The sequence below is a fragment of the Microbacterium sp. TPU 3598 genome, assembly GCF_002356155.1.
Taxonomy (GTDB): Bacteria; Actinomycetota; Actinomycetes; order Actinomycetales; family Microbacteriaceae; genus Microbacterium; species Microbacterium maritypicum_A.
This window is the reverse complement of the sequence record NZ_AP017975.1, coordinates 3,701,435-3,720,949: the sequence shown is the minus strand read 5'-3', so window position 1 is coordinate 3,720,949 and position 19,515 is coordinate 3,701,435. Positions and strand designations below refer to the sequence as shown.

The following is a 19,515-nucleotide window of genomic DNA, read 5'->3' as shown; positions in this document are numbered from 1 at the left end:
CACGTCGAGAACGCCCCCTGTCCTTCGGGACAGGGGGCGTTCTGCATTCCGAGGGTGATCGGCGCCGCCTCACCCGCTCCGACCGTGCACCGGTCGGGCGTTCGCCGGGGGTTCGCCGACCTCATCGACGGTGTGGCCGCTGCACGCCGTCGCGGTCACGCTGGCCCTCTCGACACGCGACACGGTGAACCACCGCATGGCGTCGCGCAGTCGGCACCATCCGACCAGATACCACTGGCCGTTCGTGGAGGCGAACAGCACGGGTTCGACATCACGGGTGGTGGTGCTCCCGTCTCCTGCGGTGTAACGGATGCGTACCACCCGCTGCTCCGCCATGCCCTCCTCCAGTGCCGATCTGATCGCACGTGAGGGGGTGGGTGACGCGTCGACCCAGACGCGGTGGGCGAGTTCGTCGGCTCGCGCACGGGTGCGGGGATCGAGCACGTCGAGGATCTTCCGCACGCCGGCCGCGGCCAGATCCGCATAGGGCGCATCGGGTGAGGCAGCCACGGCCGCCAGCAGTGCCACGGCCTGCGCAGGGGAGAGGGAGACGGGCGGCAGCGATGCCCCCACCGCCAGTCCATAGCCGCCACCCGGACCGGGGCGTGACCACAGCGGTGCTCCACCGCGCTCGAGGGCCGCCAGGTCGCGCTTGACCGTGCGCACGGACACCTCGAACTCGCGGGCCAGGCGTTCGGCCGACGTCCCCCGCGACCCGCTGCGGCGCAGCATCTCGGAGAGGGCATGCAGACGCTCTGCGCGCTTCATCGTTCGATCCGTGAGGAATTCATGACATGAATAGTGACACACACCTGTCCACAGTGCGGAGCAGCATGGGGGTATGACACACACGATGAGCACTCCGACCATCCTTCTCATCGCGGGCCATTGGCTGGGTGCCTGGGCGTGGGACGAGGTCCTCGAAAGCCTCGGCGCCGACAGGTCTCGCGCCGTCGCGATGACGCTGCCGGGTCTCGACGCGACCGACCCCGCGCGGGCGGCGAAGACGCTCGATGACCAGGCCGACGCGATTCTCGACGAGGTCGGCCGGCTCGGCGTCTCGGAGCAACAGCCCGCGATCATTGTCGCGCACAGCGGGGCGAACGCCCCCGTGAGCCTCGTGCTCGACCGACACCCCGCCCTGATCGCACGCGTGGTGTGGGTCGACTCCGGCCCGGTGGCCGCCGGGAGCGTGTTCGCGCCCGACCTTCTGGACGACGTGGAGGAGCTTCCGCTTCCGCCCTTCGAGGTGCTGGGACAGCAGGCGAGCCTCGAAGGCCTGAGTGCAGAGGTGCTCGAGCGCTTCCGCGAGCGGGCCGTTCCCGAGCCCGGGCCCGTGCTGCGTCAGCCCGTCGAGCTCACGACCGACGAGCGACGCACGATCTCGACCACCCTGATCTGCTGCTCCATCCCGAGTGCACAGCTGCTCGAACTCGCGCGCGCCGGTCATCCCATGTTCGCCGAGGTCGCGATGCTCGACCACCTCGACGTCGTCGACCTGCCCACGGGGCACTGGCCGATGTGGAGCCGTCCCGGTGACCTCGCCAAGCTGATCCAGGCGGCCGCGTCGCGCGGCCGCTGAACCCACCCCTGAGACAGCGCCCCGATCCCGTACCCCGGCACGGATGCCTGGAGAAAGCGCGGAAGTCGGGAGAATCGGGTGGGTCCGCAGGGGATCCGCCCGATTCTCCCGACATGTGCCGCACGTCGCCGTGCCTCGGGGCTACGGCTTCTCGGACGTGACCTCGAAGATGTCCGTCGACGTCTCGGCCGAAGCGGCACGACGCTCCTCGCGCCGGGCTCGTCGCTCGGCGCGCTTGGCGATCCGGCGTTCCCGACTGCGCTCCACGAGCGTGTAGAGAACCGGGACCAGAACCAGAGTCAGCAGCGTCGACGACACCAGGCCGCCGATCACGACGATCGCCAGCGGCTTCGAGATGAACACTCCGCCGCCGGTCAGCCCGAGAGACATCGGGACGAGCGCGAACACGGTCGCGGCCGCCGTCATCAGGATCGGTCGCAGGCGCAGGCGGGTTCCATGCTCCACCGCCTCGTCGAGACTCGCTCCCGCACCACGAAGGCGGTTCACGAGATCCATGAGCACGATGGCGTTCGTCACCACGATGCCGATGAGCATCAGGAGTCCGATCAGGGCGGGAAGACCCATCGGGGTTCCGGTGAGGAGCAGGCCGAGGATCGCGCCGGTCGCTGCGAACGGGATCGAGATGAGCAGCACGAGGGGTCCGCGGAAGTTGCGGAAGGTCGCCACCATCACCAGCAGCACGAGAACGATGGCGGCCAGCATCGCCAGTCCGAGCTGGCTGAAGGCCTCATCCTGTTGTGCGGACGCGCCGCCCTGCAGGAAGGTGACTCCCGCCGGCAGATCGGTGTCGGCGATCGCCTTGTCGATCGCCCGACCGGCAGCCGCGAGCCCGCCCTTCTCCGGGGTCACGGTCAGCGTGACCTGACGCTCGCCCTCGGCGCGCGTGATGGTGGGCGCCGTGAGCTCTTCCTCGACGGTCGCGATCGCGGCGAGCGGGATCGCCGTGCCGGTGACCTCGGCGGCCGCCTTCTGCTCGGCCTCGGCGGCATCGGCCTCGGCCTGCTGGGCCGCGGCGTCGCTGCGGCTCTGGCGCAGGGCCTTGATCTGCTCGTCCGCCGCCGCGACGCCGGACTGGGCCCCCTCGATCGCACCCTGCAGCGCCGCGAGCTGCTCGGCGCGTTCGGCCTGCGCTTTGAGCACGGCCTCCTCATCCGGGCTCAGCGGGTCTTCGGGCACGATCGGTGCCGCCGAAAGCTCGGCGAGCTGCCTGTTCAGGGCCCCGATCTGGCCGGCGAGCTCGGCGCGCTGCTTCGTGGCGGTGTTGATCTGCGAGTTCAGTTCGTTCTCGGCCTTGGTCTTCGCCTCTGCGGCCTTCGCCTCCGCCTTGGCCTGGAGCGCATCCGCTGCCGCCTTCTGCGCCTCGGCGGTCTGCTGGGGCGTGACCGGGAGCATGATCTCACCGATCTTGTCGGCGGTGCGCGCCGCACCAGGGGTGCGCACGACGATGTCGCGCTCACGGCCCTCGTACATGAGCGTGCCGACCGTGGTGCCGGAGAGTGCCTCCTGCACGGCCTTCGCGATCGTGGCGCGGTCGAAGCCGAGGCGCGCGGCCAACGGTTCGTCGACCTTCACCCGCAGCACCGGCTGCTCGCCTGCGAGCTCGCTCTTCACGGAGCGCACGCCGTCGGCGTCGGCGAGCTGCTTCTCGAGCAGGTCACTCGCCGCGCGCAATGCTGCCGGATCGTTGCCCTGGATCTGCAGGTCGATGCCGTCACCGGCACCTGCCAGCGAGGCGTCCTGCGACGCGAGGTCGATCTCACCGCTGTCGGGAAGCCCGTCGAGCGCCTTCTGCACCTCCGATTCGACCTCGGCGACGTCGGAGCCGTCCTTCAGACGGAGGTCGTACGTGATCGACGCCGGGGTGCCGGGAGTGGGGACCGGGATCGAGGTGGTGATGTCGGCGATGCCCGGAACCTTCCCGAGAGTCTTCTCCACCGGCTCGGCCGCGGCGACCAGGTCGGCGGTGGCTTCCTTCGGGGGCGTCTGGACGACCTGCAGGGTGGCCTGGCCGGAGGAACCGAGGAAGTCGGTCTGGATGAACGGCGTCATCCCCAGCGTGGCGACGAGCAGCAGCGCGGAGGCGACGAGGGTGATCACGGGGTGACGACGGGTCGCGTTCAACGCCGGCATGAACGTGCGCTGCAGCCGGTCGGGGGCGGTGTGGATCTCGTCGAGCTCGGACGGGACGTCGCTCTCGGCAGACGGCGACGGCGAGACGGCCGCCGCGGCAGGAGCCGCGACCTCTGCCGCCACCGCGGTGGCTGCGGCGGCAGGAGCCGCGTCGGTCGTCATGCCCTCGGCCGCGGGCTGAGCCGTGTCTGCGTCGGCGGCGCGCTGCTTCGGAGCCTTGTTGAGGAACCAGGATGCGAGCACCGGCACGATCGTGAGCGAGACGACGAGCGAGGCGAGAAGCGCGATCGAGACGGTCACCGCGAACGGTCGGAACAGCTGGCCGGCGATGCCCGAGACGAATGCGATCGGCAGGAAGACCGCCACCGTGGTGAGTGTCGAGGCGGTGATGGCCCCGGCGACCTGACGCACAGAGGCGACGATGCCGTCGATCGTGAGCGGGCCGTCACCACGGCGTCTGGAGATGTTCTCGATCACCACGATGGAGTCGTCGACGACACGTCCGATGGCGATGGTGAGGGCGCCGAGGGTGAGGATGTTGAGGGTGTTGCCGCTCCACCACAGGCCCACCAGGGTGATCAGCAGCGACAGCGGGATCGACACGGCCGCGATGACCGTCGAGCGCCACGAGCGCAGGAACGCGAGGATCACGAGCACCGCGAAGAGCAGACCGAGCCCGCCCTCGACGGAGAGGTCGTGGATCGACTGCTCGATGTAGGGGGCCTGGTCGAAGATCGTGACGAACTCGGCGTCGAGGATCGGCGCGAGCCGGTCGAGCTCGGCGTTCACGCCGTGGGAGATGTCGACGACGTTGGCACCCTGTGCCGGCATCACCTGCAGCGTGAGCGACGGCTTGCCGTTGACGCGCGAGATGGTCTCCGCCGGCACGGTCTCGACCGTGACGTCGGCGAACTCCGCGACCGTGACGGCCCCCTCGCTCGTGGGCACCGGGAGCGCCTGGATGTCTTCCGGCGTCGCGAGACGCGACCCCACCGTGATCGAGAGGGGGCCTTCGGTGGAATCCGCCTGTCCAGCCGGGAGGGCGGCGCCATGCGCTTCGAGGATCGGTCCGAGCGTCGAGGGCTCGACCTTCAGGCGGGTGACGTCGGCAGGGCGGAGGTCGATCGTGATGCGCTGCGTCTCCTGGCCGGCGAGTGTGACGTCGCGCACACCCGGCACGCCCTTCAGCGCCGGGACGACGGTCTGCTGGAGCGCATCGCCGAACGCCTCCTGGTCGCCGCTGGTGCCGGCGCTCAGTGCCATGGCCGGCAGGTCGCCCGCACCGCCGGACGCGACGCTGACCTCCGTGTCCGAGGGGAAGCTCGGCTTCAGCGACTCGGCCGCGCTGCGGATGGTGCGCAGCGTCTCCTCGTCGTCTTCGCCGAAGGTCCACTCGACGAGCACCTGCGCGTTGCCGCTCGATGTCGTCGAGGTCACGCTCGTCACGCCGGGAACCGCTCGCACCGCCTGTTCGAGCGGCTCGGTCACGCTGCTCGCCATCTCCTCGGGTGCCAGGCCCTGCGACTGTGCGGAGATGAACGCCATCGGAGCCTGCAGCGAGGGCATCAGCTCCTGCTTGAGGGAACCCATCGATATCAGGCCGAGGACGACGACGGCGAGCGTCGCGAGAGAGAGGATCAGGCGGTTCTTGAGACTGCTGCGTGTGAGGAACGACATGGAGCGATGAGGTGCTTTCGGCTGGGTCGCTGCGGCAGGCCGAGAAGCACGCGCGCGACGCGGAAGCCGCCTGTGGTCACCCGACCCTCGTCACTTGAGCCGGATCCTGTGGCTCCGGCTCAGCGCGACGAGAGGCGACTGAGCTTCGGCGACACGATCGACAGTTCGAGCCTGCCGGGTCGAGGGTGCCGGGGCATCCTCCCGCGGGGTGATCCTCGTCCCCCGCGGGTGGACTCGGCGTGCCCGGCCCGACATGCGTCCCGGGCGCCCCGGCGTGCGCACGCCGAGGCGCGGCAGTGGTCCCGCGACGCGAGGTGATTTTGGATCCAGAATGCAGAGTTGGCCGGGATGATCCGATACTCTCGCTCCCATGGTGCAATCAGGGAACGCCGCGTCGCCCAAGGAACGGGCCGAGGCTCTGCAGAAGCTCGCGCAGCGACATGGAGCCGGATACCGGTCCGTCGGAGCGATGGCCTACGACATCATCCGCGATGCGATCCTCGACGGCACCCTGCCTCCGGGGATGAAGCTGCGGCAGGAGACCCTGGCGGAGTCCATCGGCATCTCGCGACTGCCGATCCGCTCCGCCCTGATCCAGTTGGAGGCCGACGGCCTCGTGGTCTTCCATGCCCGCCGCGGCGCGATGGTGCGGGCACTCTCGGTGCAGGAGGCGACCGAGGTCTACCACCTGCGCACGCTGCTCGAGAAGGACGCACTGCGCCTGGCGATGGAGGAGATCACCCCGGAGCGGGTCAGCCGGCTGCGGGAGCTCGCGAAGACGGCGGACGACATCTCGGAGGGCGGCGAGTTCGTCGAGGCCCGCACCGAGTTCTACGCGACGCTCTACGACGCCGAGGCCCGGCCGGTGATGTGGGAGATGATCGAGCAGCTGCGGCTCAAGCTCGGACGCTACGTGCTCGGCTGGCGTCTGGTCTCTCCCGGCGCACATGACCACTCCCACGGTGAGCTGATCGACGTCGTGGCAGCTGGAGATGTGGACGAGGCTCTGCGCGTGCTCGAGTCGCACCTGAACCACGTGCGCGACGGGGTCATCGCACTGCTCGACGCGGCGGCGACCGAGGCTGCGGGCGACGGAGCCTGACGCCTGGGGCGAATGCATGGCTCCTACACGGATGCATGACTCGGCACACCAGTCCGTTCATCCATCCGGGCAGCAGTCATGCAGGTGTGTGACCTAGGTGACCGTGCTCTCAGGTGACGGTGCTCTCAGGTGACGGTGCTCTCAGGTGACGGTGCCGCGACGTGCGAAGCGAGGTTCACGCCAGATCTCGCTGTGCAGCACGTCTTCCAGCGCATCGATCGCATCCCACACGTCGGTGTAGGAGGTGTAGAGCGGTGTGAACCCGAAGCGGATGAGGTCGGGGGCGCGGAAGTCGCCGATCACTCCGCGCTCGATCAGCGCCTGCATCACCGCATAGCCGTCTTCGTGTCGGAGGGAGACCTGGCTGCCACGGCGGGCGGACTCACGGGGGGTCACCGGCCCGATGCCCCAGCGCGGTGTGAGGCGGGCGTCGACGAGCGACATGAAGAGCTCGGTCAGCCGCAGACTCTTCTCGCGGAGGAGCGCCAGGTCGACGTCGTCCCAGATGTCGAGGCTCGCCTCGAGTCCGGCCACCGAGAGCAGCTGCGGGGTGCCGACGCGGAACCGCTCGATGCCCGGGGCCGGGGTGTAGTCCACGGTGAAGTCGAACGGCCGCGCGTGGCCGTGCCAGCCGGTGAGGGCGGGGCGGGCAGCATCGTGATGCCGAGCGGCCGCCCAGATGAACGAGGGCGAACCGGGGCCGCCGTTGAGGTACTTGTAGGTGCAGCCGACCGCGAAGTCGGCGTCGGCGGCGTTCAGGTCGATCGGCACGGCACCGACGCTGTGGCACAGATCCCAGACCACGAGGGCGCCGGCGGCGTGGACCTTGCGCGTGACCTCGGCGATGTCGTGCATGCGTCCCGTGCGGTAGTCGACCTGGGTGAGCACGACGACGGCGACGTGATCGTCGAGCACGTCGTCGAGCGTGGGGCCGTCGTCGGAGATCAGTCGGCGCTCCAGGGGCGTTCCGCTGCCGAGCAGCTCCTGCACCGCTTCGAGCATGTAGAGGTCGGTGGGGAAGTTGCCCCGCTCTGCGACGATCACGCGTCGTCCCGGTCGGAGTCTGACCGCAGCGACCACGGCTTGGAACAGGCTCGCCGACGTGGAGTCGCCGAGCACGACCTCTCCGGCATCCGCTCCGACGAGCGGCGCGATGCGGTCGCCGATCGTGCGCGGCTTGGCGAACCACCCGGCATCGTTCCAGCTGCGGATGAGGCCGGTGCCCCACTCCTCGGTGATCACGCGCTGCAGGTGCGCCGCGGTGTGGCGGGGCAGCGCTCCGAGCGAGTTGCCGTCGAGGTAGATCACACCGTCGGGCAGCACGAAGCGCTCGCGCATCGAGGCGAGCGGATCGGCATCGTCGAGGGCCGTGCAGGTCGCGCGGTCGATGGCGGGGCGGGTGGAGGTGGTGCTCATGCGGCGGGTCCGTTCGAGGTCATGCGGGTCAGCGCCCGAGGAATCGCAGGGCGTTGTCGCGGCGGATGGCGCTCTTCTGCGCCTCGTCGAGGAAGTCGGCGCGGTCGATGACGCCGCCGACGGGTCGCTCGCCCAGGGGGTAGGGGTAGTCGCTGCCCACCATCACCTGGGAGGCGCCGAGGGTCTCGACCAGCACGCGCAGGGCCACGGGGTCGAACACGACGCTGTCGACGCTGAAACGGTCCAGGTAGGCCGAGGGCGGCCGCTCGCTGACGCCGATGAGGTCGGGGCGTTGCCGCCAGGCGTTCTCGAACCGGCCCAGCCAGAACGCGAACGAACCACCGCCGTGCGCGAACGCCAGGCGGAGGGTGGGCGGGACGCGATCGAAGACCCCGCCCAGGATCATCGCGATGATCGACAGGTGCGTCTCTGCGGGCATGCCGGTGAGCCACCGGGCCATCCAGCGGTCGAGACGAGGGGAGCCCGGCATGTCCCACGGATGCACGAAGACCGGGATGCCGCTGTCGGCGCAGTGCTGCAGGAAGGTCACCGTGCCCTCGTCGTCGAGGTCGCGGTCGCCCACGTGGTTGCCGATCTCGACACCGGCGTGGCCCGAGGCGATCGCGCGGTCGGCCTCCGCGCACGCGGCATCCGGATCCTGCAGGGGTACCTGTGCGAACGGGATCAGCCGGCCGGGGGCCGGAGCGCAGATCTCCAGAGCGAGGTCGTTGAAGATGCGCGCGACCTTGACGGCCTCGTCACCCGACTTGTCGTACGAGAAGAACAGCGGCGTGGGAGAGACGACCTGCATCTCGACGCCGTCGGCGTCCATGTCGGCCACGCGCACCGACGCATCCCAGCAGTCGTCGCCGACGCGGCGGAACTCGGTCTCGCCGAGCATGATCATCGCCTCGCGCTCGGAATCCACCCGCAGGGTCGGCCAGACACCCGGCCCGACCTGTGTCGACAGGTCGGGCCAGGAACTCGGCACGAAGTGCGTGTGGACGTCGATCGTGCCCAAGGGGCTTCAGCCCTTGCCGGGGTGGACGGCGCCGCACTCGGGGCAGGTGCGCCCCTCTTCGCTCTCGTAGAAGTCGCGGAACACCGGCGGCAGGTCCTCGACGATGTCGCGCACCTGCAGCTCGACCTCGTGCACCTTGGCATTGCAGTTCGGGCAGAACCAGGCGAACTTCTCGAGCGTGCCCTCTTCGCGGATGCGCTCGATCACGATGCCGATGGAGCCCTCTTCGGGGCGCTGCGGGGAGTGGAAGACGTTACCGGGGAGCAGCCACATCTCGCCCTCGCGGATGTCGATGCGCTGCAGGCCGTCGGGGGTCTGGATGTTCACGTGCATGTTGCCGCGGTACTGGTAGAACCACTCCTCGTACGGGTCGAAGTGGAAGTCGGTGCGCTGGTTCGGGCCGCCGACGACCTGCACGATGAAGTCGCCCATGGGGGTCCAGGCGGCCTTGTTGTTGACCGGCGGCTTCAGGAGATGCTCGTTCTCCTTGATCCATGCGGGGAAATCGATCACGGGTGGGATGACGGGTGGGATGGTGCTCATTTCTCCTCCTCGAGAGTGGCAGCGGTGTTGTGGTCGGCGGTGTTGTGGTCAGCGGTGTTGCGATCGGTGGTGGTTTCGGGGCGGCGGGCGACCGCCTGGATCTCGATGCGCAGATGCGGATGCGGCAGGGCGTGCACGGCGACCGTCGTGCGGGCGGGTCCCTGCTCGTCGAAGTACTCGGCCCAGACCGCGTTGTAGGGAGCGAAGTCGTTCATGTCGACCAGGAAGCTCGTCGCCTGCACCAGGTCGTCGAGGGTGCAGCCGGCGGCGGCCAGCACCTCGCGGATGTTCTCGATGACCGCGCGGGTCTGCACCGCGACATCGAGCCGGGTCGCGCCGAACTCGTCGACCTCCGCTCCGGCGATGGAGTTGTCGGGGCGTCGGCTGGACGTGCCCGAGACGAAGACCAGGTCGCCGGAGACCTTGGCATGCGGGAAGCGACCTCGGGGCGTCGCCTTGCCCTCGACGAGGATGCCGCGTGATGTTGTCATCGTGATCCCTTCTCGAGGCTGTCGGATCCGTCGTGGGTGTGGATGGAGACGCGTCCGAGGCCGGTGATCGTCGCCTCGACCGTGCCCTGGTCGGGCAGCGGGACGGCGGCGGTCGCGGCACCGGCGAGGAGGACCATGCCGGCGCGGAGCGTGAAGCCGTGACGGGAGGCGAGGCGTGCGGCTGCCGCGATGGCACGGGCGGGGTCGCCGAGGATGGCCGCCGTCGAGCCCGTCGCGCTGACCCTGCCGTCGACCTCGAGCCGTACGGCCCGGTTGTCGAGAGCGCCGGCTCGGTCGAACGGGGTCCAGGGGCCGATCACGTACGCGGCGGCTGACGTGTTGTCGGCCACGACGTCGGAGAGGCGGAAGCGGAAGTCCCGGTACCGCGAGTCGATGATCTCCAGCGCGGGGGCGACCGCGGCGATGACCTCCGACAGCGGACGCCCGGGCCCGGACCCGTCGATGTCGGCCGACAGAAGGTACGCGACCTCCGGCTCGATGCGCGGGTGGATGGCGGACCGCCGGTCGAACAGCGCGCCGTCGTCGAGGCGCATCGCATCGGTGAGACTGCCGATGATGACGTCATGCACGCCCATCTGCTGCGCCTTCGCCTGGCTCGTGAACCCGAGCTTGAGGCCCGTGAGGCGCTCGCCGCGGGCGAGCCGACGGGCGATCAGCGCATGCTGCGTGGCGTAGGCGGTGTCGAGATCGACCTCTGCGGATGCGGAGAGCTGGCTGATCGCGGTCGCGGTGCGCTGCGCGGTGTCGAGCGCGGCGGCGAACACGGCGTCGGCGGTCATGCGGTCACCCCCGAGCGGGCGGCGACCAGGTCGAGGGCGACGTCGACGATCATGTCCTCCTGGCCGCCCACCATGCGGCGGCGGCCCAGCTCCACGAGGATGTCGCGGGCGTCGAGGCCGTGCTTCTCGGCCGCGCGCTCGGCGTGCAGCAGGAAGCTCGAGTACACACCCGCGTAGCCGAGAGTAAGGGTCTCGCGGTCGACGCGGACGGGGCGGCGCTGCAGCGGACGCACCAGTTCCTCCGCCGCATCCTGCAGTGCGAACAGATCGCAGTCGTGCTCCCAGCCGAGCAGGTCGGCAACCGCGATGAACGCCTCGATCGGACAGTTGCCCGCTCCGGCACCCTGCCCTGCGAGCGAGGCGTCGACCCGGTACACACCGTGCTCGACGGCCGTGACGCTGTTGGCCACGCTCAGCGAGAGGTTCTCGTGTGCGTGGATGCCGATCTGCGTGCCGGGGTCGAGCACCTCGCGGTAGGCGTCGACGCGGTCGGCGACGTCGCGCATCGTGAGGCGCCCGCCCGAGTCGGTGACGTACACGCAGTGCGCGCCGGCCGCTTCCATGATCTGTGCCTGCTCCGCGAGACCGCGCGGGTCGTTGAGGTGGCTCATCATCAGGAAGCCCGAGACGTCCATGTCGTGCTCGCGCGCCCAGGTGATGTGCTGGATGGCGACGTCGGCCTCGGTGCAGTGCGTCGCGACCCGCACGCTCGCGACGCCGAGGTCGCGGGCCCGGGCGAGGTCGTCGATCGTGCCGATGCCGGGAAGGATCAGGGTGGTCAGGACGGCGCGGTCGAGCACCTCGGCCGCCGCCTCGATCCACTGCCAGTCGGTGTGCGCTCCCTGCCCGTAGGCCACACTCGAACCGCCGAGGCCGTCGCCGTGCGCGACCTCGATGGCATCCACGCCCGCCGCCTCGAGAGCACGGGCGATGCCGCGCACCTGGTCGGTCGTGTAGCCGTGGCCGATCGCGTGCATGCCGTCGCGGAGGGTGACGTCCTGCACGTAGACGCGGGGAGATGAGGTGGTCATGCGGGAACCCCTGTCCGTTCGGCGACGAGTCGTTCGGCCGTGCGCAGGGCGGCCGAGGTCATGATGTCGAGATTGCCCGCGTACTCCGGAAGATAGTGGCCGGCGCCGGCGACTTCCAGCAGCACGGTCACGCGCGTGCCCCGGAACGGTCGGTCGAGTGCAGGCACGTAGGCCTCGTCGACGGCGTCGAACTGCACCTGCTGCTTGAGCCGGTAGCCCCCGACGTAGGCCTGCACCGCGGCGACCATGTCGGCGACCGAGGCGCTGACGGCATCCCGATCCAAGGCTTCAGGGTCGCCCTCGACCAGGCAGAACACCGTGTCCCTCATGATGAGCGGCGGGTCGGCGGGGTTGAGTACGATGATGGCCTTGCCGTGGTCGGCGCCGCCGATCACCTCCAGCGCACGGGCCGTGGTCTCGGTGAACTCGTCGATGTTCGCTCTGGTGCCGGGACCGGCCGACTTCGAGGCGATCGAGGCGACGATCTCGGCGTAGGCCACCGGGGCGACGCGCGACACGGCGGCCACCATCGGCACCGTGGCCTGGCCGCCGCACGTGACCATGTTGACGTTGGTCGCACCGAGGTGGGCGTCGAGGTTGACGACGGGCACGACGTACGGCCCGATCGCGGCGGGGGTCAGATCGACCATGACCCGTCCGGCGTTGCGCACGAGGGCGTCGTTGCGGGCGTGGGCGCCGGCCGAGGTGGCGTCGAACACGAGCTCGACGTCGGCGAACTCGGGCATCGCGATCAGTCCGTCCACGCCCTCGTGGGTGGTGGCGACTCCGAGCCGTCGCGCACGGGCGAGGCCGTCGGAGTGCTCGTCGATGCCGGCCATCGCGACCACATGCAGCGTGGTCGAGAGCCGCTTCACCTTGATGAGCAGGTCGGTGCCGATGTTGCCCGAGCCGATGATGGCGATGCCGACGGTCATGCCGCAGCCCCTTCCGATGATGTGCCCGACGCTCTTCCGGATGCCGTGCCGAAAAAGTCGGCACGCACCTCGCCGAGATCGTCGAGTCGGGCGCGGTACACCCCGGCGGTCGCGTCGACCATGGGGCCGAGGGCTCCGGAGAGGATCACCTCGCCGGCGCGCAGCGGCTGCCCGCGGCGGGCGACCTCGCGAGCCAGCCAGGCGACCGCGATCACGGGGCTGCCGAGGCATGCGGCACCCGACCCGGTCGAGACCGGGCGGCCCTCACGGTCGAGCGTCATGCCGAGCGCGGTCAGGTCGAACCCGTCCAGGCGCCGAGGCGTGGTGCCGAGCACGACCGCCCCGCTCGAGGCGTTGTCGGCGATCGTGTCGGTGATGCGGATGTCCCACCCGGCCACGCGGGAGTCGACGACCTCGATCGCGGGCAGCACGAACTCCGTGGCACGGATCACGTCGGCGACATGGGTGGTGGGGGAGTCGAGGTCGCTGCCGAGCACGAAGGCGACCTCGGCTTCGGCCCGCGGCTGCAGGAAGCGGGCGAGGTCGATCGGCTCGCGGTCGGCGAACATCATGTCGTCGAGCAGCACCCCGTAGTCGGGGCTGTCGACGCCGAGCTGCGTCTGCACGGCGGGGGAGGTGAGGCCGATCTTGCGGCCGACGACCCGTCGACCCTCGTCGAGGCGGCGGGCGATGCCGAGAGACTGCACGGCGTACGCGGCATCCTGATCCGTCTCGCCGAGCAGGTCGCGCACCGGGGCGCACGGGTGCCCCGATTCGGCCGCGCGTCGCAGCCGTTCGTCGGCCGCACGCACACCGTCGGACTCGGGGAGGCCGGTCACAGCTGCACGCACACGTTCGTCGGCTCGGTGTAGAACTCGAGCGAGTGGTGCCCGCCCTCGCGGCCGATGCCCGAGAGTCCGACGCCGCCGAAGGGGCTGCGCAGGTCGCGCAGATACCAGGTGTTCACCCACGACATGCCCGTGCGCATCTGCTGCGCCACGCGGTGTCCGCGGGTCAGGTCGGTGGTCCAGGTGACCGCGGCGAGGCCGTAGTCGGTGTCGTTCGCCAATCGGATCGCCTCCTCTTCGGTGTCGAAGGGGATGAGGGCGGCGACGGGACCGAACACCTCTTCGCGCACGGTGCGGTTGGTGTTGTCGAGGCCCGTCCACAGGGTCGGCTCGATCCACGATCCGCCGTCGAGTCCGTCGCCGAGGGTGGGGATGCCACCGCCCGCGAGCACCGTCGCCCCCTCCGCGACGGCGAGGTCGAAGTACGAGCGCACCTTCTCGCGATGCGCCTGCGAGATGAGAGGACCGGTGGTCGTGGCCGGGTCCTCCGGGCGGCCCAGACGCAGACGGGCGGCGTGCTCGGCGAGGCCGGCGGCCACCTCATCGAAGACCGCGCGCTGCACGTAGATGCGCTCGGTGCACAGGCACACCTGGCCGGTGTTGAGGTACGTGGAGCGGGCGAGCCCGGCGACGGCGGCATCGAGGTCGGCGTCGGCGAACACGAGCGCGGCGTTCTTGCCGCCGAGCTCGAACGAGACCGGGCGCACGCGCGGCGCGACCGCCCGCATGATCGCGGATCCGGTGGACGACTCGCCGGTGAACGTGACCCCGTCGATACCCGGATGCGTGGTGAGGGCCTCGCCCGCGGAATCGGCGCCGAAACCGTGCACGACGTTCACGACCCCGGCGGGCACCCCCGCCTCGGCGAGGATCTCGGCCAGCAGCGTCGCCGACGACGGCGTCTCCTCCGAGGGCTTGATCACCACGGTGTTGCCGGTGGCGAGGGCCGGAGCGAGCTTCCACGTGAGCAGCAGCAGCGGCAGGTTCCACGGCACGATCACGGCGACGACCCCGAGCGGCTTGCGCACGGCGTAGTTCAGGGCGCGCCGGCCGTCGGGCAGCTCGGTGAGGAACGAGTCGAGGCCTGCCGTCGAGACCGTGTCGGCGAAGGAGCGGAAGTTCGCGGCGGCACGGGCCACGTCGAGGTCGCGGGCGAGTGCCTCGGGCTTGCCGGTGTCGCCGACCTCGGCCGCGACGAGCTCATCGGCGCGGCGGTCGATCGCGTCGGCCACACCGCGCAGCAGACGGGCGCGCTCCGCGACCGTCATCCGTCCCCAGGGTCCGTCGAACGCGGCGCGCGCGGCGGCCACGGCGCGGTCGACCTGCTCGGTGCCGGCTTCCTGCACCTCGGCGATGATCGAGCCGTCGACCGGGCTGACCTTCGCGAAGGTGGCGATGCCCTCCACGCGCTCGCCGGCGATCATGTTGTGGATCGCGCGGGGCGCTCGCTCCTGCTCGGAGGCACGGAGGGGAGGCGTCATCGTCTCGGAAGGCATGGGCTCAGGCTAGGAACGTTCGAGGGATGCCGACAAATACTCTCTTGATGCACTGCCATGCCCGTACGGCTATAGTCCGGATCATGGTCACCGATCGACTGCTCGACGGGCGGGTCAAGATCCGCCACCTCGTCCTCGTCACCGCCATCGCCGACGAAGGCACTCTGGTGCGCGCCGCCGAGTCGCTGCACATCACCCAGCCGGTCGTCACCCGTGGCCTCCGCGAGGTCGAAGAGGTGCTGGGTGTGCCGCTGTTCGAACGGTTGCCGCGCGGCGTGCGCCCGACGCAATACGGGCACTCGTTCATCGAGCGCGCCCGCTCGGTGCTCGCCGAGCTGCGCGCCGCGGGGGAGGAGGTGCGGCTGCTGCAGTCGGGGCAGCTCGGCACGGTGACCGTCGGCACGCACCTCGCAGGTTCCAACCTGCTGCTGCCGCGGGCCATCGCGGCGCTGAAGGCCGAGCATCCACGGCTGACCGTGGTGGTGCGCGAGGGCACCCCGGACACCCTGCAGCAGCTGCTGCTCGCGGGCGACCTCGACCTGACCGTCGGGCGGCTCTCGCCGACGGTGCCGGTGCGGCTCGAGCAGGAGCGACTGCACCTGGAGCCGATCCGTCTGGTCGCGCGGGCCGGGCATCCGGTGCTCGGCGGTGTCAAGGCGAACTCCCTCGCCGAGCTGATCGCGTATCCCTGGATCTTCCCCGTGGCCCAGACGGCGCTCCGGGCCGAGCTCGAAGCGGTCTTCTTCCACGAGGGGCTGCCGTTGCCGCCCGACCGCGTCGAGTGCACCTCCATGCTGACACTGCGCACCCTGCTGATCTCGACCGACGTGATCGCGGCGCTGCCGATGTTCATCGCCGTCGACGACCGTGAGCTGCGGATCCTGCCCACGCCGTTGAGCTCCATCCGCCGCTCGGTCGGCGTGACGGTGCCGAAGGATCGGGCGCCGTCGCCGGCGGCATCCGCGTTGCTGGCCCATCTGCGCGAAGAGGGCGCCCGCTTGGCGGAGCTCGAGCGGGACTACGCGGAGACGGAGCCGCGCTTCGCCGGCTGATATGCCCGAACGGTCATAGCTCTGACCCGTATGGATATTGGACAGCATCGCTTCACCGGGACGAACCTGATGAGAACGACACCACGTCGTGACGATCTCACCCGATTCAGCCAATGGAGGCGACATGGCCGGCTCTCCCTACGTGCCCGATGCGAAGAAGTACCGCCCGGAGGATTTCCAGCGCGTCGAGGGTGAACCGGCCGATCCCGATCCCTCCAGCTGGGGCATGCAGCCCGACGGTACCTTCCTGCCGCCGGCGCACACGCCGTCCGTCCCGCGCGACGTCTTCATCGACTGGCCGGGCCAGCTCGACTACCGCGACCCCGAGACGTATGCGCTCAACGCCAAGGCCGAGGCGTTCTACCCGATCGTGGTGAACACCAGTCACTCGTGGCAGTGCATCTACGACTGGGACGGCCGTCGCCTCATGCTCCACTACGGCGGCGGCAACCACTGGAAGCTCTACGACATCACCGACCCTCGCGACCTGACGATCGTCGACGAGGAGCAGTGGGGCTGGGACGACCCCCGCCCGCAGTTCGGCGCCACCACGGTGCAGTGGAACCAGAAGCTCGGAAAGCACATCGCGATCCAGGCGAGCGAGACTCCGCGGTACTTCCTCAAGGGGCGCGTCGCCAACAAGTGGATCGACGACACCGTCGAGGGCCAGTTGAAGGAGTGGGAAGGTCTGCGCGGCTTCCGCACCTGGGAGATGAACGGCCCGAGCCCCCGCGACTGGACGCTCCTCACCGAGGTCTCGACCGATCCGAACCACGGGCCGGACGAGATCCAGGAGGGCAACGGCGTGCTCGATCTGCCCGTCTACTACGGCGACAAGTACCTGTTCGTGGCCACCGCGCCCGACAACACCTTCACCAACCAGCCCTATAAGACCACGCTGTGGACCGCGGGACACGCGGCGTACGACGTGTCGGACCCGGCGAAGCCCGAACTGCTCTCGAACTGGTGGGTGCCCGGATCCCGTGCCGGCGAGGAGGCGGACTCCGAGTACCTCGCGGACAACGAGCGCTGGAACAACAAGACCTCGTGGTTCGGCTCGCGCATGGGCATCTTCCTGCCGCGCTCGGTCGAGTCCGGGTGGAAGTACGGCTACGCCGCCCAGGGTGGTCAGGGCTTCTTCGTGCTCGACGTGTCCGACCCCGCGAACATCCACCACGTCGGCTGGTGCCACCTGCCGGTCAGCGTCGCCGGCACCGAGGGCGACAACGTCGACACCACCCAGGTGGAGGAGACGGGCTACGTCTACGTCTCGGGATACCCGATGAACACCGACTGCTACGAACCGGCCAAGGAGATCTACCAGATCGACGTGAGCGACCCCACCAACCCGCGGGTGGTGCGCACGCTGCCCCGCCCGACGCCGCCGGCAGACGCCGCGTTCACCGACTGGGCGCAGCGCCGCGGGTCGTTCGGACCCAAGCGCTCGGGCTACTTCACCAACACGGGCACGCCGCACGGCGGCGTCATCCCCTACGCGTTCTACGCCGCGGGTCTGCAGATCTTCGACGTGCGCGACCCGGAGAACCCCGAGGTCGGCGCGTACTTCGTCCCCCCGATCGGACTCAAGGACGACGATGACCTCGCCGCCCCCGTGCACGGCATCTTCGTGGAGTGGGATCGCAACGTGATCTGGCTCTTCGCCAACCACGGCATCTACGCGGTGTCGACCCCGCTGCTGGGTGAACCCGTGGTCGGTCTCCCCGCCACCGAAGGCTGAACACTTCCCGGAAACTCCGGTGTCCGTCCTCCACATAAGGGGCTGAGTGGACGGACACCGGCTCCCGACCCCTGACGATCCCTCCCGAAAGTGATCCATGACTCAGACAGTTAGGCCGTGGCCGGCCCTGTGGGCGCTGTGCATCGGCTTCTTCATGATCCTCGTCGACACGACGATCGTGGCGATCGCCAACCCGGTCATCCTCGCGGCGTTCGACGCCGACCTGACCACGGTCATCTGGGTCACCAGCGCCTACCTGCTCGCCTACGCCGTCCCCCTGCTGGTGACCGGTCGCCTGGGGGATCGCTTCGGTCCCAAACGGGTCTATCTCGTGGGGCTCGTGCTGTTCACCCTCGCCTCGCTCGCGTGCGGTCTGGCGGGCAGCATCGAGATGCTCATCGCGGCTCGCGCCGTGCAGGGCTTCGGTGCCGCGCTGATGACGCCGCAGACCATGGCGATCATCGCGCGGGTGTTCCCGCCGCGCGGTCGGGGTCAGGCGATGGGGGCGTGGGGCGCTGTCGGAGGGCTCGCGACGCTCGTCGGCCCGATCCTCGGCGGCGTGCTCACCGACACCGTCGGCTGGGAGTGGATCTTCTTCGTCAACGTGCCTGTCGGGATCGTCGCCTTCGTCGTCGCCTGGCGTCTGGTCCCCGATCTCGAAGGACACCCGCACCGCTTCGACGTGGTGGGGGTCGCGCTGTCCGGACTCGGACTGTTCCTGCTGGTCTTCGGTATCCAGGAGGGCGAGGTCTACGACTGGGGAGTGATGTTCGGCCCGGTCACGGTGTGGGGCGTCATCGTCACAGGCGTCGTGCTCCTGGTGCTCTTCGTCGTGTGGCAGCGCGTCAATCGCGCAGAGCCCCTGATGCCCCTCAGCCTCTTCCGTGACCGCAACTTCTCGGTCGCGAACGCCACGATCTTCCTCGTCGGTGTCGGCATCACGGCCATGCCCGTCCCCCTCGCCTTCTACTTCCAGGTCGCCCGCGGGCTCGACCCGACGCTCGCAGCGCTCATGCTCGCACCGATGGCGGTCGTCTCGGGTGTGCTCGGACCCTTCGTCGGCAAGCTGAGCGACCGGATCGGTCCGCGCTGGGTCACCTTCGCCGCCTTCGTCATCTCGGCGGTGGCCATGGCCTGGTATGCGGCGACGATGACGATCGACGCCCCGTTCTGGCTCCTGCTTCTGCCCTCGGCGCTGCTGGGCGTCGGCGTATCGGGGATGTTCGGTCCGCTCGCGTCGACCGCCACGCGCAATCTCCCGCACACGCAAGCAGGAGCGGGATCCGGCGTCTACTCCACCACCAGGCAGATGGGGTCCGTGATCGGATCGGCGCTGCTGGCGGTGCTGATGAACGTGACGCTCGCCGCGCACATCACCGGTTTCGTGCCAGGGGCGATCCACCCGGGGAGCGAGCTGTCGGCGAAGGACGGGAGCGGACTGGCCGCGGCCATGTCGCAGTCGCTGCTGCTCTCGGCCATCGCCTTCGCGGTGTGCGCGGTCGTCGTGGTGTTCTTCGAGAAGCCGCGAGCCTGGGGAGCCCCGGCCACCCCGCAGACGGCGGGTTCTGTTGTGAGAGAGGGACGATGATGGCGGCGATCGCAGTGGATCCAACATCCAGAACGAATCCGACC

At 69.7% G+C, this 19,515-nt stretch carries 16 protein-coding genes; 5 read left to right on the top strand and 11 right to left on the bottom strand.

The genetic code is table 11. The annotated features are described in order from the left end of the window. Positions 1-69: 69 nt before the first annotated feature. On the bottom strand, positions 70-768 hold the full coding sequence (locus MST3598_RS17755) for a helix-turn-helix transcriptional regulator (RefSeq protein ID WP_029260776.1): 699 nt from the start codon (positions 766-768) through the stop codon (positions 70-72). Positions 769-841: 73 nt separating this feature from the next. Between MST3598_RS17755 and MST3598_RS17750 the strand changes: the two genes are divergently transcribed. After that, entirely contained in the window at positions 842-1,582 is a 741-nt protein-coding gene (locus tag MST3598_RS17750) for an alpha/beta fold hydrolase (protein WP_029260775.1), read from the top strand. Positions 1,583-1,723: 141 nt separating this feature from the next. On the opposite strand, the gene MST3598_RS17745 is transcribed toward MST3598_RS17750, so the two are convergent. Next, positions 1,724-5,410, bottom strand: coding sequence for an efflux RND transporter permease subunit (locus MST3598_RS17745; protein ID WP_029260774.1), 3,687 nt, complete (start codon positions 5,408-5,410; stop codon positions 1,724-1,726). 370 nt (positions 5,411-5,780) lie between these two features. On the opposite strand from MST3598_RS17745, the gene MST3598_RS17740 reads away from it, so the two are divergent. Continuing rightward, entirely contained in the window at positions 5,781-6,512 is a 732-nt protein-coding gene (locus MST3598_RS17740; protein ID WP_021201456.1) for a GntR family transcriptional regulator, read from the top strand. 141 nt (positions 6,513-6,653) lie between these two features. Here the strand turns inward: MST3598_RS17740 and kynU are convergent, their stop codons facing one another. From kynU to MST3598_RS17695, 9 genes are read right to left on the bottom strand one after another with little or no spacing between them, the layout of a single operon-like run. Then, positions 6,654-7,928 (bottom strand): kynureninase, encoded by a 1,275-nt coding sequence (gene kynU, locus MST3598_RS17735; RefSeq protein ID WP_029260772.1) that lies wholly within the window; start codon positions 7,926-7,928, stop codon positions 6,654-6,656. Positions 7,929-7,956: 28 nt separating this feature from the next. Further along, on the bottom strand, positions 7,957-8,949 hold the full coding sequence (locus MST3598_RS17730) for an amidohydrolase family protein (protein ID WP_021201458.1): 993 nt from the start codon (positions 8,947-8,949) through the stop codon (positions 7,957-7,959). 6 nt (positions 8,950-8,955) lie between these two features. After that, on the bottom strand, positions 8,956-9,492 hold the full coding sequence (locus MST3598_RS17725) for a 3-hydroxyanthranilate 3,4-dioxygenase (protein ID WP_029260771.1): 537 nt from the start codon (positions 9,490-9,492) through the stop codon (positions 8,956-8,958). Beyond that, the gene (locus MST3598_RS17720) at positions 9,489-9,983 is read right to left on the bottom strand and encodes a RidA family protein (protein WP_081860221.1); all 495 of its coding nucleotides are present in this window, start codon (positions 9,981-9,983) and stop codon (positions 9,489-9,491) included. The genes MST3598_RS17725 and MST3598_RS17720 overlap by 4 nt, the downstream gene beginning before the upstream one ends. Then, the gene (locus tag MST3598_RS17715; RefSeq protein WP_036271973.1) at positions 9,980-10,783 is read right to left on the bottom strand and encodes a 2-keto-4-pentenoate hydratase; all 804 of its coding nucleotides are present in this window, start codon (positions 10,781-10,783) and stop codon (positions 9,980-9,982) included. The genes MST3598_RS17720 and MST3598_RS17715 overlap by 4 nt, the downstream gene beginning before the upstream one ends. Continuing rightward, positions 10,780-11,814: a 4-hydroxy-2-oxovalerate aldolase gene (dmpG, locus tag MST3598_RS17710; RefSeq protein ID WP_029260768.1), complete on the bottom strand. Its 1,035-nt coding sequence runs from the start codon at positions 11,812-11,814 to the stop codon at positions 10,780-10,782. Before dmpG ends, MST3598_RS17715 begins: the two co-directional genes overlap by 4 nt. Beyond that, positions 11,811-12,749, bottom strand: a complete 939-nt coding sequence (locus MST3598_RS17705) for an acetaldehyde dehydrogenase (acetylating) (protein WP_029260767.1) — start codon at positions 12,747-12,749, stop codon at positions 11,811-11,813. Before MST3598_RS17705 ends, dmpG begins: the two co-directional genes overlap by 4 nt. Then, positions 12,746-13,588 carry a 2-keto-4-pentenoate hydratase gene (locus tag MST3598_RS17700; protein WP_051671249.1) on the bottom strand — a complete coding sequence of 281 codons (843 nt, stop codon included), beginning with the start codon at positions 13,586-13,588 and terminating at the stop codon, positions 12,746-12,748. The genes MST3598_RS17705 and MST3598_RS17700 overlap by 4 nt, the downstream gene beginning before the upstream one ends. Beyond that, entirely contained in the window at positions 13,585-15,093 is a 1,509-nt protein-coding gene (locus MST3598_RS17695; protein WP_231494503.1) for a 2-hydroxymuconic semialdehyde dehydrogenase, read from the bottom strand. The genes MST3598_RS17700 and MST3598_RS17695 overlap by 4 nt, the downstream gene beginning before the upstream one ends. Positions 15,094-15,176: 83 nt before the next feature. On the opposite strand from MST3598_RS17695, the gene MST3598_RS17690 reads away from it, so the two are divergent. The 3 genes from MST3598_RS17690 (at position 15,177) to MST3598_RS17680 (ending at position 19,471) form a co-directional block, all read left to right on the top strand. Continuing rightward, positions 15,177-16,145: a LysR substrate-binding domain-containing protein gene (locus tag MST3598_RS17690; RefSeq protein ID WP_029260764.1), complete on the top strand. Its 969-nt coding sequence runs from the start codon at positions 15,177-15,179 to the stop codon at positions 16,143-16,145. A 124-nt stretch (positions 16,146-16,269) separates the two neighbouring features. Continuing rightward, positions 16,270-17,883, top strand: coding sequence for an LVIVD repeat-containing protein (locus MST3598_RS17685; protein WP_051671248.1), 1,614 nt, complete (start codon positions 16,270-16,272; stop codon positions 17,881-17,883). A 97-nt stretch (positions 17,884-17,980) separates the two neighbouring features. Then, positions 17,981-19,471, top strand: a complete 1,491-nt coding sequence (locus MST3598_RS17680) for a DHA2 family efflux MFS transporter permease subunit (RefSeq protein WP_029260762.1) — start codon at positions 17,981-17,983, stop codon at positions 19,469-19,471. Positions 19,472-19,515 lie beyond the last annotated feature (44 nt).